Source organism: Escherichia sp. WS547, from assembly GCF_046486065.1.
Taxonomy (GTDB): Bacteria; Pseudomonadota; Gammaproteobacteria; order Enterobacterales; family Enterobacteriaceae; genus Escherichia; species Escherichia coli.
Genome location: NZ_JBJQMA010000026.1, coordinates 50,719 through 74,330, shown reverse-complemented (window position 1 = coordinate 74,330; position 23,612 = coordinate 50,719). Strand labels below are relative to the sequence as shown.

The window sequence follows — 23,612 nt, the reverse complement described above, 5'->3', positions numbered from 1 at the left end:
ACGAAGTTGGATGCAAATGTCAGATCGTGTGCGCCTGTTAGGGCGCGGCTGGTAAGAGAGCCTTATAGGCGCATTTGAAAAACCTCCGGCTATGCCGGAGGATATTTATTTGATGTATGGAGATTGCGAAAATCCCCGCATCTTGGGAAACTGCGCGTAACCCTACATTTCATCCAGGTAACTTTTCATGGCTATCATCCCTAAAAACTATGCGCGGTTAGAAAGCGGCTATCGCGAAAAAGCATTAAAAATCTATCCGTGGGTCTGCGGTCGCTGTTCTCGCGAGTTTGTTTATTCCAACCTGCGTGAACTTACCGTTCACCACATTGATCACGACCATACCAATAACCCGGAAGACGGCAGTAACTGGGAGTTATTGTGTCTTTATTGCCACGATCACGAGCATTCAAAATATACCGAAGCAGATCAGTATGGTACGACCGTTATCGCAGGGGAAGATGCGCAGAAAGATGTCGGTGAAGCGAAGTACAACCCATTCGCTGATTTAAAAGCGATGATGAATAAGAAGAAGTGATAAAAAATGCCGGATATGGAATCCGGCATTCTCACAATTAGAAGTTGTAACCTACTACCAGGTAACCACCCCAGCCGGTAGAGCGAACGTTGAAGTTGCCGTTGCCGAAGTTCAGTTCTGCATCGTCGTTCCACTGACCACCGTCGTGCCAGTAACGAGCTACGACAGAGTAGTGCCAGTGATCGTAGTTCAGAGCCAGAATATGGCTGGAAGCGATGGAGTTATTGGTACGGGTCTTAATACCGTTGATTGCATTACCGCTGTCATCCCCTAAATCGGAACCCCAGTCGAAGTTGGTAAAGCCGATGTAGCTCAGCTGACCGCCCCACAGATCGGTAATCGGCACAAAGTATTTAATTTTGAAACGGTAACCGTCCCACTCGTTTTCATTCGCTGCGCCATAGTTCTGCCACTGGTATTTCGCATAGACGTTCATGGACAGGCTCATCGGCAGGCCAGTATCGATATCGGTACCCAGACCCATGTACCAGGTGCTCTGGCGACCATCTTTATTACGACCCATGTCGTAAATGTAGTTGTTCGCGAAGTACCACTCTTTGAACGGACCAAAGCTAAGGTCAGTATTGGTCAGCTTGTCGATGGAGAAACGTGGTTCGATTTCCATAAACAGCGGAGAACCGTGGTTCCAGATACCTTTTGCATCGGAGTTACCGCCGAAGAATACCGGCGCATCCGCATAACCATAGAAGTCGAACCAGTCTTTTTTAGCGAATGCTTCGTACTCAAGGTAGGTATCGTTGCGGATCTGCGGTCCGAAACGGGTGTGATAGCTTCCGACAACGTTAACGCTCTGGTGCCACCAGTCGGAAAGATACTGCGGTTTGTCGTTTTCAGCTGCGTTGACAGTAAAAGACGAAGAGAGCGCCAGTACCGCACCGGCTGCCAGTAATGTTTTTTTCATATGTATGCCACTGTTTGAAAATCCCTTGCGGGAGTGAAAAAGGCGCAAATTGCGTTTCTAAATATTTCGTATACAGAGGAGCCTATTATAAAAATCATTGCTCACAAAAATATGTTTCGTTTCACAGTTCTATCATTTACGTAATCGATTGCGTTCACGTTTACACACATTCGGGCGGGGATTGTACTGACTTTCACCCTTGTTGCAAACTTTTACTATCAATCTGGGTGATGTAAGCAGAGTAACAAAATGACGGGGAAAGATGTTGCGGGACGCACAAAACGCCCCGCGAAACGTTTACTGCATAACAGGTTGAATGTCGTGGATACGTACAAAGCCTAACTGATCCACAGAAATACCCTTTAACTGTAACGGAATATCAACATCGCTGGGGGCGAGGACGCTGGCAGGGGCGTTAATCAATTGATTCTGCACATTGATTTCCTGAAAGTTGTCTATTGTTCCCTGAATTTGCCCATATTCAACAGTTCCGCTGAATGCGGGCAAGGGATCATTCGACTCGCCCTGAATACGTAGCGTCAGGGTGGTGCCATCTGTATCAGGCGTAATATTCACCAGCGACATACGTAAAGTACCGATCTGGCTTTCCAGTCTTGCTGGTGTTTTCGCTCCAGGCAGAAGGTAAACCCCACTGCTGGATTTTGCATTCAGCCTGTTTTGCTGAGTGATTTTGACTGTTTCTTTATCCGGTGCGCCGTAAAACCCCGTCCTTCAGGGCGGGGATATAAGGCGCGGTTTTCCACCTGACCAGGTGTTTGCTGTTGTTCAATGTATTGGCGGATGACGGATATTGGCGCACCTCCGCAGCTACTGGCAAAATAGCCAGGACTCCACAAAACGCCTTTGTAGTAATACCTGACTGCAATATCTGGTCGATCTCGTCGCAGTCACCTACCCGATACGCCTTTGAGGCTGTTTACCAGACTGGATATCGCCAGTTTGGGAGGATAGTTAATTAACAAATGGACGTGATCTGGTTCGCCATCCATTTCAACCAGTTCAGCTTCAAAATCAGCACATACATCTGAAAAGTAAGTGCGTGGTTTTTCTGTCGCGTCATGGTCAAAAATCTGGCGTCGGTATTTGGGACAAAGACCAGGTGAACATGCATCAGGAAAACACAATGCCTTCCACGCCGGATATCGGTTTCTTTTTTCACAGACCAAAATATAATTTGACCTGTGAAACGACGACAGGCATTTAAATTCCAGTTAAGACCCGGTGGTCAACAGGAGCGTGAAATGAGGCGCTTCGCAGGCGCATGTCGTTTCGTTTTCAATCGTGCTCTGGCGCTTCAGAATGAGAATCATGAGGCCGGTAATAAATACATCCCTTACGGGAAAATGGCTTCCTGGCTGGTTGAGTGGAAAAATGCCACTGAAACGCAATGGCTTAAAGATGCCCCGTCACAGCCATTGCAACAGTCACTGAAAGACCTTGAGCGGGCTTACAAAAACTTCTTCCAGAATCGGGCTGCTTTTCCCCGATTCAAAAAGCGGGGACAGAATGATGCATTCCGCTACCCGCAGGGCGTTAAGCTCGATCAGGAAAACAGCCGTATTTTTCTGCCGAAACTTGGCTGGATGCGCTACCGGAATAGCCGTCAGGTCACGGGAGTTGTGAAAAATGTCACTGTCAGCCAGTCCTGCGGTAAGTGGTACATCAGTATTCAGACCGAAAGTGAAGTATCCACTCCGGTTCACCCTTCAGCATCAATGGTCGGGCTGGATGCTGGCGTGGCTAAACTCGCCACGCTGTCAGATGGCACAGTCTTTGAGCCTGTAAACAGTTTTCAGAAAAACCAGAAGACGCTGGCGAGACTTCAGCGACAGTTAAGCCGCAAGGTCAAATTCAGCAACAACTGGCAGAAGCAGAAACGCAAAATACAGCGACTGCATTCCCGTATCGCAAATATCCGCAGGGACTACCTTCACAAAGTCACAACGACCGTCAGCAAAAACCACGCAATGATAGTCATTGAGGATTTGAAGGTCAGCAACATGTCAAAGTCAGCAGCGGGTACGGTCAGCCAGCCGGGGCGCAATGTCCGGGCAAAATCAGGTTTAAACCGTTCGATACTGGATCAGGGCTGGTATGAAATGCGCCGCCAGCTTGAGTACAAGCAGCTCTGGCGTGGCGGTCAGGTGCTTGCTGCTCCGCCAGCGTACACAAGCCAGCGTTGCGCGTGCTGTGGTCATACAGCGAAAGAAAATCGCCTGTCACAAAGTCAATTCAGATGCCAGGTATGTGGATATACAGCGAACGCCGATGTAAATGGCGCTCGTAACATTTTAGCGGTGGGGCACGCCGTTCTTGCCTGTGGAGAGATGGTGCAGTGAGGCCGCTCGTTGAAGCAGGAACCCACCGAAATGATTCAGGCGACAGCCTGAACGTAGCAGGGATCCACGTCCTTCAGGGCGTGGAGGATGTCAATGAGTTGCGTCATCTCCTGGTTCAGCGTGCTGACGCTGTGTTTCATCTGTCGCACTTCGCTTTGCTGCACACAGGCGCTAAGGCTGAACAGGCTTCCCAGCAGGAGCAGTCGAAAAACGTTAGTATTCATAGGTCGTCCCTTTCTCGTCGCAATTAGCCTAATGGTAGAGGGTAAAAGCAGCGAAAGCATCGATCCTTTATCTCAAAAGCGTTGCGCCTTTGTTGTATCGTCAGTTCAGGGTAAAATAGATTTCTGTTAACCACCTGGTCAGGACGCCGTATGCATTGCCCATTCTGTTTCGCCGTGGACACTAAGGTAATTGACTCTCGTCTCGTTGGCGAGGGCTCATCTGTACGCCGCCGTCGGCAGTGTCTGGTGTGTAATGAACGTTTCACCACCTTTGAAGTGGCGGAGCTGGTTATGCCGCGTGTTGTAAAAAGCAACGACGTGCGTGAACCGTTTAATGAAGAGAAATTGCGTAGCGGAATGCTGCGGGCGCTGGAAAAACGTCCGGTGAGTTCCGATGACGTCGAAATGGCAATCAATCATATTAAATCGCAGCTGCGCGCCACCGGTGAGCGCGAAGTGCCGAGCAAGATGATTGGCAATCTGGTGATGGAGCAATTGAAAAAGCTCGATAAAGTCGCCTATATCCGTTTTGCCTCTGTCTACCGCAGTTTCGAAGATATCAAAGAATTTGGCGAAGAGATCGCGCGCCTGGAGGACTAAGCCGTGCAGGACGAGTATTACATGGCGCGGGCGCTAAAGCTGGCGCAACGAGGACGTTTTACCACGCATCCTAACCCGAATGTCGGGTGCGTCATTGTCAAAGATGGCGAAATTGTCGGTGAAGGTTACCATCACCGTGCTGGTGAACCACACGCCGAAGTACATGCGTTGCGTATGGCTGGAGATAAAGCCAAAGGTGCGACTGCGTATGTGACACTCGAACCTTGCAGCCATCACGGCCGTACGCCGCCTTGCTGTGATGCATTAATTGCCGCAGGTGTGGCGCGCGTGGTTGCCTCGATGCAAGATCCTAACCCGCAGGTAGCTGGGCGAGGGCTATATCGTCTGCAACAGGCTGGCATTGACGTCAGCCACGGGCTGATGATGAGTGAAGCCGAGCAATTGAATAAAGGCTTTCTCAAGCGGATGCGCACCGGCTTTCCTTATATTCAATTAAAACTTGGCGCATCGCTTGATGGTCGCACGGCGATGGCGAGCGGCGAAAGCCAGTGGATCACTTCGCCTCAGGCGCGGCGCGACGTACAACGACTGCGCGCACAAAGTCATGCCATTTTAACCAGCAGCGCCACGGTGCTGGCGGATGATCCAGCCTTAACAGTGCGTTGGTCTGAACTGGATGAACAAACTCAGGCGCTCTATCCGCAACAAAATCTCCGTCAGCCGATACGTATTGTGATTGATAGCCAAAATCGCGTGACGCCGGAACATCGCATTGTGCAGCAGCCCGGCGAAACCTGGTTCGCGCGTACGCAGGAAGATTCTCGTGAGTGGCCGGAAACGGTACGTACCTTGCTGATTCCAGAGCATAAAGGTCATCTGGATCTGGTTGTACTAATGATGCAACTGGGTAAACAGCAGATTAACAGCATCTGGGTGGAAGCGGGGCCAACGCTCGCTGGCGCATTGCTGCAGGCGGGTTTAGTCGATGAGCTGATTGTCTATATCGCACCTAAACTATTAGGCAGCGACGCCCGTGGATTATGCACGCTGCCAGGGCTTGAGAAATTAGCTGACGCCCCCCAATTTAAATTCAAAGAGATACGTCATGTAGGCCCGGATGTTTGCCTGCATTTAGTGGGTGCATGATCTCCCGGCTCGAAAGGGAAGCAGCGCACGAAATATTATGCTAAAATCCGCCCCCCTGCGGGGCCATACTCGAACCCGAAGGAAGAAAATGAACATTATTGAAGCTAACGTTGCTACCCCGGACGCTCGCGTCGCCATCACCATCGCGCGTTTCAACAACTTTATCAATGACAGCCTGCTGGAAGGTGCAATTGACGCACTGAAACGTATCGGTCAGGTAAAAGATGAAAACATTACCGTTGTTTGGGTGCCTGGTGCCTATGAGCTGCCGCTGGCGGCGGGTGCACTGGCTAAAACCGGTAAATACGACGCGGTGATTGCGCTGGGTACGGTTATTCGTGGTGGCACTGCCCACTTTGAATATGTCGCTGGTGGTGCAAGCAACGGCCTGGCGCATGTTGCCCAGGACAGCGAAATTCCGGTTGCTTTTGGGGTTCTGACCACTGAAAGCATTGAACAAGCGATCGAACGTGCTGGCACCAAAGCTGGCAACAAAGGTGCAGAAGCTGCACTGACCGCGCTTGAAATGATTAATGTATTGAAAGCCATCAAGGCCTGAAATTAGTAAGGGGAAATCCGTGAAACCTGCTGCTCGTCGCCGCGCTCGTGAGTGTGCCGTCCAGGCGCTCTACTCCTGGCAGTTGTCCCAGAACGACATCGCTGATGTTGAATACCAGTTCCTGGCTGAACAGGATGTAAAAGACGTTGACGTCCTGTACTTCCGTGAGCTGCTGGCCGGGGTGGCGACTAACACCGCATACCTCGACGGACTGATGAAGCCATACCTGTCCCGCCTGCTGGAAGAACTGGGCCAGGTAGAAAAAGCAGTACTGCGCATTGCGCTGTATGAGCTGTCTAAACGTAGCGATGTGCCATACAAAGTGGCCATTAACGAAGCGATCGAACTGGCGAAATCGTTCGGCGCAGAAGACAGCCATAAGTTCGTCAACGGCGTACTCGATAAAGCAGCACCTGTGATTCGCCCTAACAAAAAGTGATATCCAGGCCGGTAGATTCACGGAAGACCGTTCCGCGATCGCCGGCCTTTTCTTTTTTACCTGCTGAGGCATAACGTATGGCATGTGGCGAGTTCTCCCTGATTGCCCGTTATTTTGACCGTGTAAGAAGTTCTCGTCTTGATGTCGAACTGGGCATTGGCGACGATTGCGCACTTCTCAATATCCCCGAGAAACAGACCCTGGCGATCAGCACTGATACGCTGGTGGCGGGCAACCACTTCCTCCCTGATATCGATCCTGCTGATCTGGCGTATAAAGCACTGGCGGTGAACCTAAGCGATCTGGCAGCGATGGGGGCCGATCCAGCCTGGCTGACGCTGGCATTAACCTTACCGGACGTCGACGAAGCGTGGCTTGAGTCCTTCAGCGACAGTTTGTTTGATCTTCTCAATTATTACGATATGCAACTCATTGGCGGCGATACCACGCGTGGGCCATTATCAATGACGCTGGGTATCCACGGCTTTGTTCCGATGGGACGAGCCTTAACGCGCGCTGGGGCGAAACCGGGTGACTGGATCTATGTGACCGGTACACCGGGCGATAGCGCCGCCGGGCTGGCGATTTTGCAAAACCGTTTGCAGGTTGCCGATGTTAAAGATGCGGACTACTTGATCAAACGTCATCTCCGTCCATCTCCGCGTATTTTACAGGGACAGGCACTGCGCGATCTGGCAAATTCAGCTATCGATCTCTCTGACGGTCTGATTTCCGATCTCGGGCATATCGTGAAAGCCAGCGACTGCGGCGCACGTATTGACCTGGCATTGCTGCCGTTTTCTGATGCGCTTTCTCGCCATGTTGAACCGGAACAGGCGCTGCGCTGGGCGCTCTCTGGCGGTGAAGATTACGAGTTGTGTTTCACGGTGCCGGAACTGAACCGTGGCGCGCTGGATGTGGCTCTCGGACATCTGGGCGTACCGTTTACCTGTATCGGGCAAATGACCGCCGATATCGAAGGGCTTTGTTTTATTCGTGACGGCGAACCTGTCACGTTAGACTGGAAAGGATATGACCATTTTGCCACGCCATAAAGATGTCGCGAAAAGTCGCCTGAAGATGAGTAATCCGTGGCATCTGCTTGCTGTCGGATTCGGAAGTGGATTAAGCCCAATCGTTCCTGGCACGATGGGATCGCTGGCGGCGATTCCGTTCTGGTATCTGATGACCTTTTTGCCCTGGCAGCTCTATTCGCTGGTGGTGATGCTGGGGATCTGTATCGGCGTCTATCTTTGTCATCAAACGGCGAAAGACATGGGCGTGCACGATCACGGCAGCATTGTCTGGGACGAATTTATTGGTATGTGGATCACGCTCATGGCGCTGCCGACCAATGACTGGCAGTGGGTCGCCGCCGGGTTTGTGATTTTCCGTATCCTGGATATGTGGAAACCGTGGCCGATCCGCTGGTTTGACCGCAATGTACATGGCGGCATGGGGATCATGATAGATGATATTGTCGCCGGGGTGATCTCCGCTGGCATCCTGTATTTTATCGGTCATCATTGGCCGCTGGGTATTCTTTGATGCCATTGACCGGGTGGTGTAGTCGATTCCAGACCACCCGGTTTGATTTATAAATGAACAGTGCCCCAATTTTGAGGCACTCTGTTAAAGTAAAATCCGACATCACCGAATATATTATGCGGAGATATTTCAAGGTGTATCTTTGTCACTCATAATTCACGTACACTCAAATATCGTCAGTCGACGAACTCATAATAATTGCTCATATTCTCTGACTGTTGCCGAAAAATATCATCAAAGTTATCCTTAATGGTTTGGTTTATAGTGTTGAATAAATTTTTAGAAAGTTCATCTATTTTGTCTTGAATCTTTGGTTTTATTTCATCTTGAATTTCACGGGTAACCAAAAGTTGGTCCAATTGATCATCCATTTTGTATTTTGCAATTAATTGTGCAGTTAAAGGTATTTTCTTCAAATAATCATTTTTTGTTAGTTTATACTGGTCGATGAAATATTGTCTGGCTTGTTCTTGTTTATAGTTAAAGATCTCATTGTATTTTTTTCTGCTTATTTTTCCTTCAAGATTCATTGCTTGATTGAATATGCTCTTTAAATGCTTATTATAGAAAATAAAATTATCGATATCTTGTATTATTTTAGTGGTTGTTGATTTTTCATCAAATTTTAATGACTCAGGGTTTTTATCTGATTCAATATAGTCAAGAATAATTTTTGCTAATGGGCTAATATCTTTTTCTTCTGTTGATTCTGCTTCTGCTTTTAATATCGGATTAAAAAGGTCGGTACGGTAAAGTTTCGTGCCTTTCATCCTGACGATGTCAGGAAGAATAGTGTTTGAAAGATTAGCCTCGCTAAAGTCCACATTTTGGCAATCACTTTCTGATAAATCTGCCCAATTGAAAGTGGTTTTAACACAGGAGCAGTTAGTTAGAATCATCCCTTTCGTTTCATTCCCATGTGATTTCTGATAAGTTATCCTTTGTATTATTTGATCTGCTTCTGGATATTGCATCTCAGGTTCTTTTTCTTTACCATATATCACCGCATTATCAAGAATTGCGCCAGTGCAATTCATATTTGTTAGATCGCATTTGATAAATCTACAACTGTTAAAATTCGCATTTGTACAATTCGTATTTGTAAACTTGACGCTATCAAAGTAAGTATGTTCGAAGTTGACATTTGAGCAGTTACAGTTTCCCAGATCTATACCGAAATCTATAGCAGGATCTTTATTGGGATCTTTACCGGAAATATTGCTGTGTGCTAGATATAGACCGCTGAAATCGTAATATCCATTGTCATCCTTTTCTATTGGGAGTGAATAAGTCTTTACTACCTCGTTAACAATAGAGATAGTTCCACGTATCATCAGATTTTCTCCGACTTTATAAAAAATAATGTTATGTTTGATGGTGCTGTTGTATGGCTCTGGCAATGAGGATGCAATTTTATTCCAGAAACAACAAAGCGTGGTCTGCTTTTGTTTGGGCGAGAGGTTATCAAATTTCAGGTTTAAATATGAGTCTAAATCTGACGATGCATCTATATTAAAATTGGGATCTGGAGTTAACGCTGAATTATAATTTAGAACTGACAATGTATTGATGTATTTATGAATCGATTTAAATGCCTTTTGTTTATCACTGTCCAGAAAAAAATCACGAATTTTGTTCCATAGCCTTTCGATAAGATTTTGATTTAAATCGTGCTTCATTGAGTTTCTTAAATCTGCAACCGGTACATCAGTAAACAGGATCGGTTGTTTGGTGATAGTTTTCATCATGATTGTAATCCTCTTACGTTGACTAAATAAGACAGTTTTAGGGAGTATTACCTGGAGAAACTATCAAAAATCGCTCAAAGGGATGAAGATGATGAATAGCTGCAAACTCATTCACCAAGAATTTCTCTTGCAGAGGTGGATTATGGTTACAGAAGATGATGGGAGGTACGTTGTCCCCATCATCGCAGACGATGGGGAATTCAGCAGATAAAATGGTTGAAAAGCGAAATTTACTTAAATCCTACGACCGGATGCGGTTTATACGGCGTTTCCAGTTCAGCAATCTGTTCCGGCTTCAAGGTGATATCCACCGCGTTCAGCAGCTCATCAAGCTGTTCTTCCCGCGAAGTTCCGATAATCGGTGCGGCAATGCCCCGTTTACTCAACAACCAGGCCAGCGCAACTTGTGCTCGTGTTGCACCCAGTTCTTCACTGACGCCCGTTAACCGCTCTGCGATCTGCGCGTCATTTTCATCGCTTTCTTTATAGAGATTTTTCCCCACCTCATCAGACACCAGTCGTGCGGTAGTTTCTCCCCACGGACGTGTCAGACGACCCCGCGCCAGCGGGCTCCATGGAATCACCGCTACGCCCTCCTGGTAACACAGTGGCAGCATCTCGCGCTCTTCTTCTCGATAAATCAGATTGTAGTGATCCTGCATACTGACAAACTGCGCCCAGCCGTGCTGTTTTTGTAGTTCCAGTGCCTGAGCAAACTGCGAAGCGTGCATGGATGACGCGCCGATATAACGCGCTTTCCCGGCTTTTACCACGTCGTTCAGGGCTTCCAGCGTCTCTTCGATCGGCGTGTTGTAATCCCAGCGATGAATTTGCAGGATATCGACATAATCCATGCCGAGACGGCGCAGGCTGTCGTCGATAGAACGTAGAATTTGCGCACGGGATAATCCTTCCGGTAAATCACCAACGCGATGGAACACTTTGGTGGCAACGACCACGTCTTCACGACGGGCGAAATCCCGTAGTGCGCGACCGACGATCTCTTCGCTGCTGCCATCGGAATAGCTATTGGCGGTGTCAAAGAAATTTATGCCGCCTTCCAGCGCGCGTTTAATTATGGGACGGCTGTCCATGCGTGATTACCACGATCTGGCTCGCCAAAGGTCATACAGCCGAGGCAAAGTCGGGAAACGCGAAGGTCGGTTTTTCCTAAGGGGTTGTATTGCATGCTGCCACTCCTGCCATGAATAATTTCTTAAGCATAGCAGGAGTGGAGTAGGGATTATGCCAGCCAGGCCTTGATTTTGGCTTCCATACCGGCGGCATCGAGGCCGAGTTCGGCGCGCATTTCTTCCTGCGTTCCTTGTGGAATAAAGAAGTCAGGCAGGCCAATGTTCAGCACGGGTACTGGTTTACGATGGGCCATCAGCACTTCGTTCACTCCGCTGCCTGCGCCGCCCATAATGGCGTTTTCTTCTACGGTGACCAGCGCTTCATGGCTGGCGGCCATTTCCAGAATTAACGCTTCATCAAGCGGTTTCACAAAACGCATATCGACCAGCGTAGCGTTCAGCGATTCAGCGACTTTCGCCGCTTCTGGCATCAGCGTACCAAAGTTAAGGATCGCCAGTTTCTCGCCACGACGCTTCACAATGCCTTTGCCAATTGGCAGTTTTTCCAGCGGCGTCAGTTCCACGCCAACCGCGTTGCCACGCGGGTAGCGTACCGCTGACGGGCCATCGTTATAGTGATAGCCGGTATAGAGCATCTGGCGACATTCGTTTTCATCGCTCGGGGTCATAATGACCATTTCCGGAATACAGCGCAGGTAAGAGAGATCAAAAGCGCCCTGGTGGGTTTGACCATCAGCACCAACAATGCCCGCGCGGTCGATGGCGAACAGGACCGGAAGCTTTTGAATCGCCACGTCATGCAGCACCTGATCATAGGCGCGTTGCAGGAAGGTGGAGTAGATCGCGACAATGGGTTTGTACCCACCAATCGCCAGACCCGCAGCAAAGGTCACTGCGTGTTGCTCGGCAATTGCCACATCGAAGTAGCGATCCGGGAATTTACGTGAAAACTCGACCATGCCGGAACCTTCACGCATCGCCGGAGTAATCGCCATCAGCTTGTTATCTTTCGCTGCCGTTTCGCACAACCAGTCGCCAAAGATTTTTGAATAGCTTGGTAAACCGCCGCTACTTTTCGGCAGACAACCGCTGGAGGGATCAAATTTAGGCACGGCGTGGAAAGTGATTGGGTCTTTTTCTGCCGGTTCATAACCACGACCTTTTTTGGTCATGATATGCAGGAACTGCGGGCCTTTCAGGTCGCGCATGTTCTTAAGCGTGGTGATAAGCCCCAGCACATCGTGACCGTCAACCGGGCCGATGTAGTTAAAGCCCAGCTCTTCAAACAATGTGCCAGGCACTACCATGCCTTTAATATGTTCTTCGGTACGTTTGAGCAGCTCTTTAATGGGGGGCACGCCAGAGAAAACTTTTTTCCCGCCTTCGCGCAGTGAAGAGTAAAGCTTACCGGAAAGCAGCTGCGCCAGATGGTTGTTGAGCGCGCCAACATTTTCGGAAATCGACATTTCATTGTCGTTGAGAACCACCAGCATATCAGGACGGATATCGCCCGCATGATTCATCGCTTCAAACGCCATGCCAGCGGTAATCGCACCGTCGCCAATCACACAAACGGTGCGGCGATTTTTGCCTTCTTTTTCGGCAGCGACCGCAATACCAATTCCGGCACTGATGGAGGTTGATGAATGCCCGACGCTTAATACGTCATATTCGCTTTCGCCGCGCCACGGGAACGGGTGCAGGCCGCCTTTCTGACGGATGGTGCCGATTTTGTCGCGGCGTCCGGTCAAAATTTTATGCGGATAAGCCTGATGCCCCACATCCCAAATCAATTGGTCAAACGGGGTGTTGTAGACATAGTGCAGCGCCACGGTCAGTTCGACCGTGCCCAGCCCGGAGGCGAAGTGCCCGCTGGAACGGCTCACGCTGTCGAGTAAATAGCGGCGCAGTTCGTCGCAGAGTTTCGGTAAACTCTCTTTCGGCAACAGTCGTAACTCCTGGGTGGAGTCGACCAGTGCCAGGGTCGGGTATTTGGCAATATCAAAACTCATCAGGGGCCTATTAATACTTATTGTTTATTTATTACGCTGGATGATGTAGTCCGCTAGCGCTTCCAGTGCCGAGGTATCGAGTGACTGTTCAGCCAGTTGTTTCAGCGACTGACGGGCATCGTCGATCAGATCCCGGGCTTTCTTCCGGGCTTGCTCAAGACCCAGAAGTGCAGGGTAGGTACTTTTACCAAGTTGCTGATCGGCACCCTGGCGTTTTCCCAACGTTGCAGTATCTCCTACCACATCCAGGATGTCATCCTGAACCTGGAAGGCAAGGCCGATGCTCTCTGCGTACTTGTCGAGTACTGGCAGAGCACGACGCCCTTTATCTCCGGCGCTTAATGCACCAAGGCGAACGGCGGCGCGAATCAATGCGCCGGTTTTATGACGATGAATACGCTCAAGCGCGTCCAGAGGTACGTGTTTGCCTTCCGCGTCTAAATCTAATGCCTGGCCACCGCACATTCCGGCAATACCGCTGGCGCTCGCCAGTTCAGAAATCATCGAAATTCTGTCGCGATCCGACACTTCCGGCATATCTGCATCGCTTAAAATCGAGAACGCCAGCGTTTGTAAAGCATCGCCAGCGAGAATCGCGTTCGCTTCGCCAAACTTCACATGGCAGGTCGGCAAACCGCGACGCAGATCGTCATCATCCATTGCCGGTAAATCATCATGAATTAATGAGTAAGCGTGGATACACTCAACGGCGGCAGCGGGTGCGTCCAGCGTGTTTGTGCTAACGCCGAACATATGACCGGTGGCATAAACCAGGAAAGGTCGCAGGCGCTTACCACCTAATAATGCGCCATACTGCATGGTTTCGACCACGGGAGTGTTCTGAAAGGGCAGTGGGGCGATAAAACGGCTCAGCGCCTGGTTGGCCTGCTTAACGCAGGCTTCGAGTTGCTGCGGAAAGTCCATTATTCATTGTCCGGTGTAAAAGGGGTTAGAGAGGCGTCTTCATTGTCAGACAGCAGAATTTGTACGCGCTGTTCGGCTTGTTGTAATTTGGCCTGCCCCTGACGTGCCAGCTGCACGCCGCGTTCGAACTCGTTCAGCGCCTCTTCCAGCGGCAGGTCGCCACTTTCCAGACGGGTTACAATCTGTTCCAGCTCGCTCAGCGCCTTTTCAAAGCTGGCGGGCGCCTCATTTTTCTTCGGCATAATGAATGTCTGACTCTCAATATTTTTCGCCCCGTCATGGTAACGGACTCAGGGCAAATAGCAAATAACGCGCAATGGTAAGGTGATGTGCGCAGCAAAGCGATGTTAGTGGTATACTTCCGCGCCTGGATGCAGCCGCAGGTGTGGGCTGCTGTATTTTTCCCTATACAAGTCGCTTAAGGCTTGCCAACGAACCATTGCCGCCATGAAGTTTATCATTAAATTGTTCCCGGAAATCACCATCAAAAGCCAATCTGTGCGCTTGCGCTTTATAAAAATCCTTACCGGGAACATTCGTAACGTTTTAAAGCACTATGATGAGACGCTCGCTGTCGTCCGCCACTGGGATAACATCGAAGTTCGCGCAAAAGATGAAAACCAGCGTCTGGCTATTCGCGACGCCCTGACCCGTATTCCGGGTATCCACCATATTCTCGAAGTCGAAGACGTGCCGTTTACCGACATGCACGATATTTTCGAAAAAGCGTTGGTTCAGTATCGCGATCAGCTGGAGGGGAAAACCTTCTGCGTACGCGTGAAGCGCCGTGGCAAACATGATTTTAGCTCGATTGATGTGGAACGTTACGTCGGCGGCGGTTTAAATCAGCATATTGAATCCGCGCGCGTGAAGCTGACCAATCCGGATGTGACTGTCCATCTGGAAGTGGAAGACGATCGTCTCCTGCTGATTAAAGGCCGCTACGAAGGTATTGGCGGTTTCCCGATCGGCACCCAGGAAGATGTGCTGTCGCTCATTTCCGGTGGTTTCGACTCCGGTGTTTCCAGTTATATGTTGATGCGTCGCGGCTGCCGCGTGCATTACTGCTTCTTTAACCTCGGCGGCGCGGCGCATGAAATTGGCGTGCGTCAGGTAGCGCATTATCTGTGGAACCGCTTTGGCAGCTCCCACCGCGTGCGTTTTGTCGCGATTAATTTCGAACCGGTCGTCGGGGAAATTCTCGAGAAAATCGACGACGGTCAGATGGGCGTAATCCTCAAACGTATGATGGTGCGTGCCGCGTCTAAAGTGGCTGAACGTTACGGTGTACAGGCGCTGGTCACTGGCGAAGCACTGGGCCAGGTGTCCAGCCAGACGCTGACTAACCTGCGCCTGATTGATAACGTCTCCGACACGCTGATCCTGCGTCCGCTGATTTCTTACGACAAAGAGCACATCATCAACCTGGCTCGCCAGATTGGCACTGAAGACTTTGCCCGCACGATGCCCGAATATTGCGGTGTGATCTCCAAAAGCCCGACGGTGAAAGCGGTTAAATCGAAGATTGAAGCGGAAGAAGAGAAGTTCGACTTCAGCATTCTCGATAAAGTGGTTGAGGAAGCGAATAACGTTGATATCCGCGAAATCGCCCAGCAGACCGAGCAGGAAGTGGTGGAAGTGGAAACCGTCAACGGCTTCGGCCCGAACGACGTGATTCTCGATATCCGTTCTGTCGATGAACAGGAAGATAAGCCGCTGAAAGTCGAAGGGATTGATGTGGTTTCTCTGCCGTTCTACAAGTTGAGCACCAAATTTGGCGATCTCGACCAGAACAAAACCTGGCTGTTGTGGTGTGAGCGCGGGGTGATGAGCCGCCTGCAGGCGCTCTATCTGCGCGAGCAGGGCTTTAACAATGTGAAGGTATATCGCCCGTAATTTGTGGTTTTTACGTCGCATCTGGTCAGATGCGACGTTTGCCGCATCCGACACTACTCGTAATAATTATAAATCCCTGCCGCCATCACCAGTTGTGATGCCACTTCATGGGCTTTCTCGCGCCCAACCAGCAGGTCGATAATTTTCAGACCAAAGTCGATAGCTGTACCCGGCCCCTGGCTGGTCAGCAATTTTATCCGTGCATCCCAGACGACGCGCTTGTCCTGCCATTGTTCGGCGGGAATTTTGTCTTTCAGCGTCGGGAAGCCGGTCATATTGCCAATCGGGAAGATATCGTGCGGCACCAGCACGGTGGCTGGCGCGGCGCAAATAGCCGCGACGATACGCCCGGAACGGTGGAACTGTTTAACGGTTTCAACCAGCAGAGTGCTATCGCGAAAACACTCTGCGCCTTTAATGCCACCAGGCAGCACGATCACGTCATATTCACCGTCAGCCACTTCGACCAGCGGCGCATCCGCCAGCAGCTTCACGCCGCGCGAGCAGGTAATGGCCAGGTTGCCATCGCTGGCGACGCTGGCAGTGGTGACTTTGATTCCGCCACGAACCAAGAGGTCGATAGTGGTGACGGCTTCAGTCTCTTCACTACCAGGGGCGAGGCAAACCAGTGCCGATGCGCTCATATTCACTCTCCTTTCTTTTTACCATTTCAAACAGGCGGGTGTTTTCCGGTACGGCAATCCCATGCGCGCGGGCGCGGCGTAAGAGAAAACCATTGATATAGTCGATTTCGGTGTGGCGCAGCGCACGGATATCCTGCAACATCGACGAGATATTTTCCCCTGTGGCATCAATCACCTGCATCACGTAATCACGCAAATCTTCTGCTGAAGTATGATGTCCTTCGCGTTCGATCACTGCCGCGACTTCTTCGCATATCTGCATAATTTCTTGCGGATGATGACGTAATTCACCATTCGGGCAATTCCAGATGGCGGTCAGTGGATTAATCACACAGTTGACTGCCAGCTTGCGCCACAGCTCGGCGCGAATATTGTTATGCCACGCGACGTCAGGTAACACGGTTTGCAAAATATCCGCCAGATAACTGTAATCGCCGTCCTGTTGCCGTGCCGGGCCAATATGCGTGATACCGTTTGCCACATGAATAATGACATTGCCGTCGCGGCGGGCGGCATGGGTGGTGGTGCCCATCAGTAATGGCTGCTGAATGTTTTGCAACTCTTCGATGGTGCCCATGCCGTTGTGAATTAACAGTATTGGCGTGGTTACAGGCAGTGTGGACGCGAGGCTTTTGACGGCATCGGAAACCTGCCATGCTTTCAGCGTCACCAGGAGCAGATCGCTGGTGGCGAGAAAATCGGGATCGTTGGCGGTCAGCGATTCGTTAAATATCGAACCATCTGTCTCAACCAGATTCACACTACAATAAGGTTGCGGTACGCGCAGCCAGCCCTGAACTTCGTGACCCTGTTTACAAAGTGCTGTAAGCCATAATTGCCCTAAGGCACCGCATCCCAATACGGTAATTTTCATTCTTCCTCCTCACCCGCAACCACTCCGGGTGTTCAATAAGGCTATCCCTTAATTGTGCATGCTGTTGCGACTATGCACAATTAAGGGATACGTCCTGGTGCAGGACTGTTGGTTATTTAACTTTGCAGGTATTATGCTTCGCATCAAAAATGAAGGGAGAGGAAAAGATGCCATCTTTCGATATTGTCTCTGAAGTTGATCTTCAGGAAGCACGTAACGCGGTCGATAACGCGAGCCGCGAAGTGGAGTCCCGTTTTGACTTCCGTAACGTTGAAGCCTCATTTGAGCTGAACGACGCCAGCAAAACCATCAAAGTGTTGAGCGAGTCCGATTTCCAGGTCAATCAGTTGCTGGATATTCTGCGTGCCAAGCTGCTGAAGCGCGGCATTGAAGGCAGTTCGCTGGATGTACCGGAAAATATCGTTCATAGCGGTAAAACCTGGTTTGTGGAAGCGAAACTGAAACAGGGCATTGAGAGCGCGACCCAGAAGAAAATCGTCAAGATGATCAAAGACAGCAAACTGAAAGTGCAGGCGCAAATTCAGGGTGATGAGATCCGCGTAACGGGTAAATCTCGTGATGATTTGCAGGCTGTCATGGCGATGGTACGTGGTGGCGATCTCGGTCAGCCGTTCCAGTTCAAAAACTTCCGCGATTAATCGCGACAATGTGCGTTTTGTTCATGCCGAATGCAGCATGAACAGCTAATTCGGCCTACAACGATTTGTAACTCAGGAACTTTGTAGGCCTGGTAAGCGTAGCGCAGCAGGCAATTCGCCTCGTTTTTTATGCCTGACGAATTGCCTGTTCAACCTCAAAGCGATTCGTCACTTTGCTGTCGATTTTCACATAAGCTGAATGTTCTTCTTCTGCAATCAACACTTCTTTGACCCCCGCGGTTTCCAGCAAACGCACTTTTAACGCCTCGTTTGCGGCAATGTCCGCCGGGATTTCAATGCGTAAGCTGCTGACATACGGCGGTTCTTTCATGGTACTGGCGACTGCCAGCCACACTGCGGCCAGCATTGCGCCAGCGAGAAATACGCCCTGACCGTCAAACATGCCGTCAATCCAGCCGCCCAGCGAACCGCCAATCGCCACGCCAAGAAACTGGCTGGTGGAGTAAACACCCATCGCCGTACCTTTGTAACCTGCTGGCGACTCTTTACTGATAAGTGAGGGCAGGAGGGCTTCCATCAAATTAAACGCCACAAAGAAAAGCTGCACGCCGACCACCAGTTGCCAGAACTGCGTTTGTGCGTTCCACAACACAATTTCCGCAACCACGATCAACCCAACGCAGAAGACAAAGACTTGCTTCATTTTGCGCTTAACTTCAGCGTAGATAATGAAAGGCACGACCGAGCCAAAGGCGATTAACATCGTTGCCAAGTAGACCTTCCAGTGTTCAGCCGCCGGGAACCCCGCATCAGCCAGTTGTCCGGGCAGGGCAACAAACGTCGACATCAGCAAAATATGCAGACACATAATGCCAAAGTTGAGTTTCAGCAGCCGCGGTTCCGCCAGCACTTTACTGAAACTGCCTTTCACCATTCCGGACTCACGATTAAGTACGTGAGTGCTACTGTTGGGCACAACCCAAATGGTCAACGCAATGCCGGTTGTTGCCAGAATAGCGATCATCCAAAACAGCGCGTGCAGCCCAAGTTTGTGAGTGATGATCGGGCCAAGCACCATCGCAATGGCAAAGGTAATGCCAAAGCTCACGCCGATAAACGCCATTGCTTTGGTGCGGTTTTGTTCGCGCGTGAGATCGGAAAGCAGCGCCATAACGGCAGCGGCAATCGCACCGGAGCCTTGTAGCGCCCGGCCCAGAATAATTCCCCAGATGGAGTCAGAGAGCGCAGCGATAACGCTACCGGCGGCAAACACTGCCAGCCCACCGACAATTAATGGTTTGCGACCAATGCGGTCGGAAAGCAGGCCAAACGGAATCTGAAAAACGGCCTGAGTCAGACCATAAATACCAATGGCAATACCGATTAATGCTTCGCTGGCACCTTGCAGAGCCATGCCGTACGTGGTCAGAACCGGCAGAACCATGAACATGCCCAGCATGCGCAACGAGAATACGGTCCCTAAACCCCAGGTCGCGCGCCTCTCACCTGGCGTCATTTTATAATCGTTCATTACCACCTCTGTTTTAAATTCGCGACTAGTGTAAAGCGGCAAACGAATGGGGTAAACATGCGGATTTTTTAGTAAATATTTCGAGAGGGATATGATTCTAATGCTAAGAAAAAAGGTGCCGTAGCACCTTTTTAACTGAGAGGTTGTGTTACCACACAGCAGCCAGCAGCGTATGCGAGTCCGGCACCATAAAATCAACGGACATCATCACCGAGAGGGCAGTGATGGCGATGATAGAGAAGCCGAACAGCTTGCGCGCCCAGATTCTGTCATCAGCAACTTTATAACCGCGCAGAGCCATGCCTAACCACCAGACGCTCACCGCCGCGGCGACTACCAGATATTTATACCCAGCGTAACCGCCAAGAGAGAGCATCAGCGTGGCAACGGCAAAGGCGATGATATACAGCGTGATGTGATTCTTCGCCACCGAAATGCCTTTTACCACTGGCAATACCGGAATGTTTGCCGCCTGGTAATCCTTAAAGCGGAAAATGGCGATGGCATAGGAGTGAGGCATCTGCCACAGACTGAAGATAGCAAGCAGGATCGCTGCGCCACTATCGAACTCGCCGGTTACTGCACAGTAGCCGATCACCGGCGGCGCAGCGCCGGAGAGCGAACCAATCAATGTGCCGTAGACTGAGTGGCGTTTCATGTACAGGCTATAAACGCCGACGTAAACCACAAAGCCCATCACCCCCAGCCAGCAGGCCAGCGGATTCGCGCCAAACCACAGCAGCATAAAGCCAGCAATACCCAGCAAGGTGGCGTACACCAGCGAGACAGCAGGAGAGATCAGGCCTTTAACCAGCACCCGATTCTTCGTCCTTTCCATCTTTCTGTCGATATCCCTGTCGATGTAGTTGTTAAACACACAACCCGACGCCACAACCAGTGACACCCCAACCAGCGTGTAGATAAACAGGGGATAATCAATGCGGCCCTTTGAGGCCAGCAGGAATCCCCCAATCACCGAGATCAGGTTGCCAAAGATGATGCCTGGTTTCGTTACTTGCAGGTATTGCTTAAACATCATAACCGCCGCTCTTAGTGCATCATCATGTTGTAGTTAAGGTTCCACATAATCCAGATGGAGCCTACAACCAGGATAGCGATGATTAGCACGGTGAAGACAAACGCCGTCATGTTCCAGCCTTCATCTGATTTGGTATTCATGTGCAGGAAGCACACCAGATGCACCAGAACCTGTACCACTGCCATTGCCAGGATTGTTCCCAGAATTACGGCCGGAGAGGCAGCCCCTGTCATCACCATCCAGAACGGAATCACCGTCAGAATGATCGACAGGATAAAGCCTGTCATGTAGGTTTTTACGCTGCCATGGGACGCGCCGCTGTGATCGGTAGAATGACTCATTACATCGCCCCCATCAGATAAACAACAGTGAACACACAGATCCAAACCACATCCAGGAAGTGCCAGAACAGGCTCAGGCACATGATGCGGGTACGGTTAGTGCTGGTCAGGCCGCGACGGGCGATTTGCACCATCAACACCGCCATCCAGATAAGACCGGAAGTGACGTGCAGACCATGCGTGCCGACCAGAGCAAAGAACGCTGACAGGAAGCCGCTGCGATCCGGACCCATGCCGTTAACAATCAGGTGATGGAATTCATAGATTTCCATCCCGATAAATCCAGCACCAAACAACCAGGTCAACGCCAGCCAGGAGATAACCTGGCTTTTGTTGTTTTTGTACATGGCGATAGCCGCCATGCCGTAGGTGATGGAGCTGAACAACAGCAAGAAAGTTTCAACCAGAACGAACGGCAGTTCGAAAATGTCCTTACCTGTCGGGCCGCCTGCGGTGCCGTTAACCAGAACGGCATAGGTAGCAAACAAGATAGAGAACAGAATGCAGTCGCTCATCAGGTAGATCCAAAATCCGAAGATTTTGGTTCCGCCTGCATCGTGGTGCCCGTGTTCGTGCGCGTGGGCAGTCGCGTGCGTCAAAGTATCAGTTGCCATTTTTCAGCCCTGCCTTAGTAATCTCATCGAAATGCTGGTTTTCCAGTTTTTCGATTTCTGCCACCGGCACGTAGTAATCCACGTCCTCGTCGAAGCTTTTCACGATCCAGGTGATGATCATGCCTGCGAAGCCAACAATCGCCAGCCACCAGATATGCCAGATCATGGCGAAACCGAAGATGGTGGAGAAAGCTGCAATGACGATACCTGCACCGCTGTTTTTCGGCATATGAATTTCTTCATAGTGGTCAGGCTTTTTGTACGCTTCGCCTTTCTCTTTCATTTCCCAGAATGCATCACGCTCGTGAACGTGCGGCACAACGGCAAAGTTATAGAACGGAGGCGGGGAAGAGGTTGCCCACTCCAGCGTACGGCCACCCCACGGGTCGCCAGTCAGGTCACGGTTCTGGTCGCGGTCGCGAATAGAAACGTACATCTGAATAACGAGGCAGAGAATACCCAACGCAATCAGTACTGCACCGCTGGCTGCAATCATCAGCATGGTGTGGAACTGCGGGTCAATCTGCTGGCTCAAACGACGGGTCATGCCCATGAAGCCCAGCGCATACAGCGGCATAAAGGCAACGAAGAAGCCGATGATCCAGAACCAGAACGCGCGTTTACCCCAGGTTTCGTTCAGTTTGAAACCGAACGCTTTAGGCCACCAGTAGGTCATCCCTGCGAAGCAGCCGAAGACCACGCCGCCGATGATCACGTTATGGAAGTGCGCAATCAGGAACAGGCTGTTATGCAGAACGAAGTCCGCGCCCGGTACTGCCAGCAGCACGCCAGTCATCCCGCCCACCGAGAAGGTGACGATAAAACCGATGGTCCACAGCATCGCAGAATGGAACACGATGCGGCCCTGATACATGGTGAACAGCCAGTTGAAGATCTTCACCCCGGTCGGGATGGCGATAATCATGGTGGTGATACCAAAGAAGGCGTTTACGTTCGCGCCCGCACCCATCGTAAAGAAGTGGTGCAGCCAGACGATGAACGACAGCACGGTGATACAGACGGTTGCCCATACCAGCGAGGTATAACCAAACAGACGTTTACGCGAGAAGGTTGCCGCAATTTCGGAGAACACACCGAATACAGGCAGGATCAGGATGTAAACTTCCGGGTGGCCCCAGGCCCAAATCAGGTTGATGTACATCATCATGTTGCCACCCATATCGTTGGTAAAGAAATGGGTGCCCAGATAGCGATCCAGGGTCAACAACGCGACGGTAACCGTCAGAATTGGGAAGGAAGCAATAATCAGAACGTTCGCGCACAGTGATGCCCAGGTAAATACTGGCATCTTGAACATGGTCATGCCCGGTGCGCGCATCTTCAGAATGGTAACGAAGAAGTTGATACCGGTTAGCGTCGTACCTATACCGGATAGCTGGAGACTCCATATCCAGTAATCGACACCGACTCCCGGACTGTACTCTATTCCCGATAGCGGTGGATAGGCCAGCCAGCCGGTCTGCGCAAATTCGCCCACGCCGAGAGAAACGTTAACCAGAATCACACCAACAACGGTAAACCAGAAGCTTAGGTTGTTGAGGAACGGGAACGCAACGTCACGCGCGCCGATCTGCAGCGGAACCACCAGGTTCATCAGACCGATAACGAAAGGCATCGCCACGAAGAAGATCATAATCACGCCGTGCGCGGTGAAGATCTGATCGTAGTGGTGAGGTGGCAGGAAGCCCGCTTCGCCCGCCGAGGCAAGGGCCTGCTGGCTACGCATCATAATGGCGTCAGCAAAACCACGTAGCAACATCACAATCGCCACGATGATATACATGATACCGAGGCGTTTATGGTCGACGGAGGTCAGCCACTCTTTCCACAGGTAGGTCCACTTACCGAAGTAAGTGATCAGGCCAACGAGCGCCAGACCTCCCAAAATAATGCCAGCGATCGTAACCATGACGATAGGTTCATGGAACGGGACTGCATCAAGTGATAATTTTCCGAACAT

22 protein-coding genes and 4 pseudogenes are annotated in these 23,612 nt (G+C 50.6%); 10 read left to right on the top strand and 16 right to left on the bottom strand.

Features of this window, described 5'->3' with window-relative positions; all coding sequences use genetic code 11:
- Positions 1–187 precede the first annotated feature (187 nt).
- Positions 188–535 carry an HNH nuclease YajD gene (yajD, locus tag ACJHWK_RS19965; RefSeq protein ID WP_000974813.1) on the top strand — a complete coding sequence of 116 codons (348 nt, stop codon included), beginning with the start codon at positions 188–190 and terminating at the stop codon, positions 533–535.
- Positions 536–572: 37 nt separating this feature from the next.
- Here the strand turns inward: yajD and tsx are convergent, their stop codons facing one another.
- From tsx to tnpA, 3 genes and pseudogenes are all read right to left on the bottom strand, one after another.
- A complete protein-coding gene (tsx, locus tag ACJHWK_RS19960; RefSeq protein WP_001295328.1) occupies positions 573–1,457 on the bottom strand; it encodes a nucleoside-specific channel-forming protein Tsx in 885 nt (294 codons plus the stop codon).
- Between the two features lie 297 nt (positions 1,458–1,754).
- Positions 1,755–2,165, bottom strand: a pseudogene (locus tag ACJHWK_RS19955) (DUF3251 domain-containing protein); the annotation flags it as partial.
- Between the two features lie 62 nt (positions 2,166–2,227).
- Positions 2,228–2,652: pseudogene (gene tnpA, locus ACJHWK_RS19950) on the bottom strand (IS200/IS605 family transposase); the annotation flags it as partial.
- A 7-nt stretch (positions 2,653–2,659) separates the two neighbouring features.
- On the opposite strand from tnpA, the gene ACJHWK_RS19945 reads away from it, so the two are divergent.
- Positions 2,660–3,817, top strand: coding sequence for an RNA-guided endonuclease InsQ/TnpB family protein (locus ACJHWK_RS19945; protein ID WP_071779335.1), 1,158 nt, complete (start codon positions 2,660–2,662; stop codon positions 3,815–3,817).
- Positions 3,818–3,912: 95 nt separating this feature from the next.
- Here the strand turns inward: ACJHWK_RS19945 and ACJHWK_RS19940 are convergent.
- Positions 3,913–4,041: pseudogene (locus tag ACJHWK_RS19940) on the bottom strand (DUF3251 domain-containing protein); the annotation flags it as partial.
- 150 nt (positions 4,042–4,191) lie between these two features.
- Here ACJHWK_RS19940 and nrdR point away from each other — a divergent pair.
- From nrdR to pgpA, 6 genes are all read left to right on the top strand, one after another.
- Positions 4,192–4,641 (top strand): transcriptional regulator NrdR, encoded by a 450-nt coding sequence (gene nrdR, locus ACJHWK_RS19935; RefSeq protein WP_000543535.1) that lies wholly within the window; start codon positions 4,192–4,194, stop codon positions 4,639–4,641.
- 3 nt (positions 4,642–4,644) lie between these two features.
- The gene (gene ribD, locus ACJHWK_RS19930) at positions 4,645–5,748 is read left to right on the top strand and encodes a bifunctional diaminohydroxyphosphoribosylaminopyrimidine deaminase/5-amino-6-(5-phosphoribosylamino)uracil reductase RibD (protein ID WP_001522013.1); all 1,104 of its coding nucleotides are present in this window, start codon (positions 4,645–4,647) and stop codon (positions 5,746–5,748) included.
- An 88-nt stretch (positions 5,749–5,836) separates the two neighbouring features.
- On the top strand, positions 5,837–6,307 hold the full coding sequence (ribE, locus tag ACJHWK_RS19925) for a 6,7-dimethyl-8-ribityllumazine synthase (RefSeq protein WP_001021161.1): 471 nt from the start codon (positions 5,837–5,839) through the stop codon (positions 6,305–6,307).
- A gap of 19 nt (positions 6,308–6,326) precedes the next feature.
- The gene (nusB, locus tag ACJHWK_RS19920; protein WP_000801125.1) at positions 6,327–6,746 is read left to right on the top strand and encodes a transcription antitermination factor NusB; all 420 of its coding nucleotides are present in this window, start codon (positions 6,327–6,329) and stop codon (positions 6,744–6,746) included.
- Between the two features lie 77 nt (positions 6,747–6,823).
- The gene (thiL, locus tag ACJHWK_RS19915; protein ID WP_000742099.1) at positions 6,824–7,801 is read left to right on the top strand and encodes a thiamine-phosphate kinase; all 978 of its coding nucleotides are present in this window, start codon (positions 6,824–6,826) and stop codon (positions 7,799–7,801) included.
- Positions 7,779–8,294, top strand: coding sequence for a phosphatidylglycerophosphatase A (pgpA, locus tag ACJHWK_RS19910; RefSeq protein ID WP_000154043.1), 516 nt, complete (start codon positions 7,779–7,781; stop codon positions 8,292–8,294). The genes thiL and pgpA overlap by 23 nt, the downstream gene beginning before the upstream one ends.
- Positions 8,295–8,470: 176 nt before the next feature.
- On the opposite strand, the gene ACJHWK_RS19905 is transcribed toward pgpA, so the two are convergent.
- The 5 genes and pseudogenes from ACJHWK_RS19905 to xseB form a co-directional block, all read right to left on the bottom strand.
- Entirely contained in the window at positions 8,471–10,042 is a 1,572-nt protein-coding gene (locus ACJHWK_RS19905; RefSeq protein ID WP_000978308.1) for a pentapeptide repeat-containing protein, read from the bottom strand.
- 230 nt (positions 10,043–10,272) lie between these two features.
- Positions 10,273–11,231 (bottom strand): annotated as a pseudogene (gene yajO, locus ACJHWK_RS19900) (1-deoxyxylulose-5-phosphate synthase YajO).
- Between the two features lie 54 nt (positions 11,232–11,285).
- A complete protein-coding gene (gene dxs, locus ACJHWK_RS19895) occupies positions 11,286–13,148 on the bottom strand; it encodes a 1-deoxy-D-xylulose-5-phosphate synthase (RefSeq protein ID WP_000006815.1) in 1,863 nt (620 codons plus the stop codon).
- 24 nt (positions 13,149–13,172) lie between these two features.
- Positions 13,173–14,072 (bottom strand): (2E,6E)-farnesyl diphosphate synthase, encoded by a 900-nt coding sequence (ispA, locus tag ACJHWK_RS19890; RefSeq protein ID WP_000347217.1) that lies wholly within the window; start codon positions 14,070–14,072, stop codon positions 13,173–13,175.
- On the bottom strand, positions 14,072–14,314 hold the full coding sequence (gene xseB / locus ACJHWK_RS19885; protein WP_001124935.1) for an exodeoxyribonuclease VII small subunit: 243 nt from the start codon (positions 14,312–14,314) through the stop codon (positions 14,072–14,074). Before xseB ends, ispA begins: the two co-directional genes overlap by 1 nt.
- Before the next feature lie 205 nt (positions 14,315–14,519).
- Here xseB and thiI point away from each other — a divergent pair, with 205 nt between their 5' ends.
- Positions 14,520–15,968, top strand: a complete 1,449-nt coding sequence (thiI, locus tag ACJHWK_RS19880) for a tRNA uracil 4-sulfurtransferase ThiI (protein ID WP_001522014.1) — start codon at positions 14,520–14,522, stop codon at positions 15,966–15,968.
- 53 nt (positions 15,969–16,021) lie between these two features.
- Here the strand turns inward: thiI and yajL are convergent, their stop codons facing one another.
- Entirely contained in the window at positions 16,022–16,612 is a 591-nt protein-coding gene (yajL, locus tag ACJHWK_RS19875; protein WP_001276307.1) for a protein deglycase YajL, read from the bottom strand.
- The gene (gene panE / locus ACJHWK_RS19870; protein WP_001522015.1) at positions 16,575–17,486 is read right to left on the bottom strand and encodes a 2-dehydropantoate 2-reductase; all 912 of its coding nucleotides are present in this window, start codon (positions 17,484–17,486) and stop codon (positions 16,575–16,577) included. The genes yajL and panE overlap by 38 nt, the downstream gene beginning before the upstream one ends.
- Before the next feature lie 167 nt (positions 17,487–17,653).
- Here panE and yajQ point away from each other — a divergent pair, with 167 nt between their 5' ends.
- The gene (yajQ, locus tag ACJHWK_RS19865) at positions 17,654–18,145 is read left to right on the top strand and encodes a nucleotide binding protein YajQ (RefSeq protein WP_001138904.1); all 492 of its coding nucleotides are present in this window, start codon (positions 17,654–17,656) and stop codon (positions 18,143–18,145) included.
- 127 nt (positions 18,146–18,272) lie between these two features.
- Here the strand turns inward: yajQ and ACJHWK_RS19860 are convergent, their stop codons facing one another.
- The 5 genes from ACJHWK_RS19860 to cyoB form a co-directional block, all read right to left on the bottom strand.
- The gene (locus tag ACJHWK_RS19860) at positions 18,273–19,637 is read right to left on the bottom strand and encodes an MFS transporter (protein ID WP_001000953.1); all 1,365 of its coding nucleotides are present in this window, start codon (positions 19,635–19,637) and stop codon (positions 18,273–18,275) included.
- A 148-nt stretch (positions 19,638–19,785) separates the two neighbouring features.
- Complete coding sequence (cyoE, locus tag ACJHWK_RS19855) at positions 19,786–20,676, bottom strand: heme o synthase (protein ID WP_000971326.1); 891 nt, start codon at positions 20,674–20,676, stop codon at positions 19,786–19,788.
- Between the two features lie 11 nt (positions 20,677–20,687).
- The gene (locus ACJHWK_RS19850) at positions 20,688–21,017 is read right to left on the bottom strand and encodes a cytochrome o ubiquinol oxidase subunit IV (RefSeq protein WP_000019869.1); all 330 of its coding nucleotides are present in this window, start codon (positions 21,015–21,017) and stop codon (positions 20,688–20,690) included.
- Positions 21,017–21,631 carry a cytochrome o ubiquinol oxidase subunit III gene (locus ACJHWK_RS19845; protein ID WP_000179819.1) on the bottom strand — a complete coding sequence of 205 codons (615 nt, stop codon included), beginning with the start codon at positions 21,629–21,631 and terminating at the stop codon, positions 21,017–21,019. The genes ACJHWK_RS19850 and ACJHWK_RS19845 overlap by 1 nt, the downstream gene beginning before the upstream one ends.
- Positions 21,621–23,612 carry a cytochrome o ubiquinol oxidase subunit I gene (gene cyoB, locus ACJHWK_RS19840; protein WP_000467180.1) on the bottom strand — a complete coding sequence of 664 codons (1,992 nt, stop codon included), beginning with the start codon at positions 23,610–23,612 and terminating at the stop codon, positions 21,621–21,623. The genes ACJHWK_RS19845 and cyoB overlap by 11 nt, the downstream gene beginning before the upstream one ends.

What these genes read in the sequence shown, in the direction of transcription:
- yajD (WP_000974813.1), top strand. Translation starts at nt 188, where the DNA reads ATGGCTATCATCCCTAAAAACTATGCGCGGTTAGAAAGCGGCTATCGC.
- yajQ (WP_001138904.1), top strand. Translation starts at nt 17,654, where the DNA reads ATGCCATCTTTCGATATTGTCTCTGAAGTTGATCTTCAGGAAGCACGT.
- ACJHWK_RS19845 (WP_000179819.1), bottom strand. Translation starts at nt 21,631, where the DNA reads ATGGCAACTGATACTTTGACGCACGCGACTGCCCACGCGCACGAACAC.
- ispA (WP_000347217.1), bottom strand. Translation starts at nt 14,072, where the DNA reads ATGGACTTTCCGCAGCAACTCGAAGCCTGCGTTAAGCAGGCCAACCAG.
- ACJHWK_RS19850 (WP_000019869.1), bottom strand. Translation starts at nt 21,017, where the DNA reads ATGAGTCATTCTACCGATCACAGCGGCGCGTCCCATGGCAGCGTAAAA.
- cyoB (WP_000467180.1), bottom strand. Translation starts at nt 23,612, where the DNA reads ATGTTCGGAAAATTATCACTTGATGCAGTCCCGTTCCATGAACCTATC.
- xseB (WP_001124935.1), bottom strand. Translation starts at nt 14,314, where the DNA reads ATGCCGAAGAAAAATGAGGCGCCCGCCAGCTTTGAAAAGGCGCTGAGC.
- tsx (WP_001295328.1), bottom strand. Translation starts at nt 1,457, where the DNA reads ATGAAAAAAACATTACTGGCAGCCGGTGCGGTACTGGCGCTCTCTTCG.
- pgpA (WP_000154043.1), top strand. Translation starts at nt 7,779, where the DNA reads ATGACCATTTTGCCACGCCATAAAGATGTCGCGAAAAGTCGCCTGAAG.
- ACJHWK_RS19905 (WP_000978308.1), bottom strand. Translation starts at nt 10,042, where the DNA reads ATGATGAAAACTATCACCAAACAACCGATCCTGTTTACTGATGTACCG.
- panE (WP_001522015.1), bottom strand. Translation starts at nt 17,486, where the DNA reads ATGAAAATTACCGTATTGGGATGCGGTGCCTTAGGGCAATTATGGCTT.
- dxs (WP_000006815.1), bottom strand. Translation starts at nt 13,148, where the DNA reads ATGAGTTTTGATATTGCCAAATACCCGACCCTGGCACTGGTCGACTCC.
- cyoE (WP_000971326.1), bottom strand. Translation starts at nt 20,676, where the DNA reads ATGATGTTTAAGCAATACCTGCAAGTAACGAAACCAGGCATCATCTTT.
- ribE (WP_001021161.1), top strand. Translation starts at nt 5,837, where the DNA reads ATGAACATTATTGAAGCTAACGTTGCTACCCCGGACGCTCGCGTCGCC.
- yajL (WP_001276307.1), bottom strand. Translation starts at nt 16,612, where the DNA reads ATGAGCGCATCGGCACTGGTTTGCCTCGCCCCTGGTAGTGAAGAGACT.
- thiL (WP_000742099.1), top strand. Translation starts at nt 6,824, where the DNA reads ATGGCATGTGGCGAGTTCTCCCTGATTGCCCGTTATTTTGACCGTGTA.
- ACJHWK_RS19860 (WP_001000953.1), bottom strand. Translation starts at nt 19,637, where the DNA reads ATGAACGATTATAAAATGACGCCAGGTGAGAGGCGCGCGACCTGGGGT.
- thiI (WP_001522014.1), top strand. Translation starts at nt 14,520, where the DNA reads ATGAAGTTTATCATTAAATTGTTCCCGGAAATCACCATCAAAAGCCAA.
- nrdR (WP_000543535.1), top strand. Translation starts at nt 4,192, where the DNA reads ATGCATTGCCCATTCTGTTTCGCCGTGGACACTAAGGTAATTGACTCT.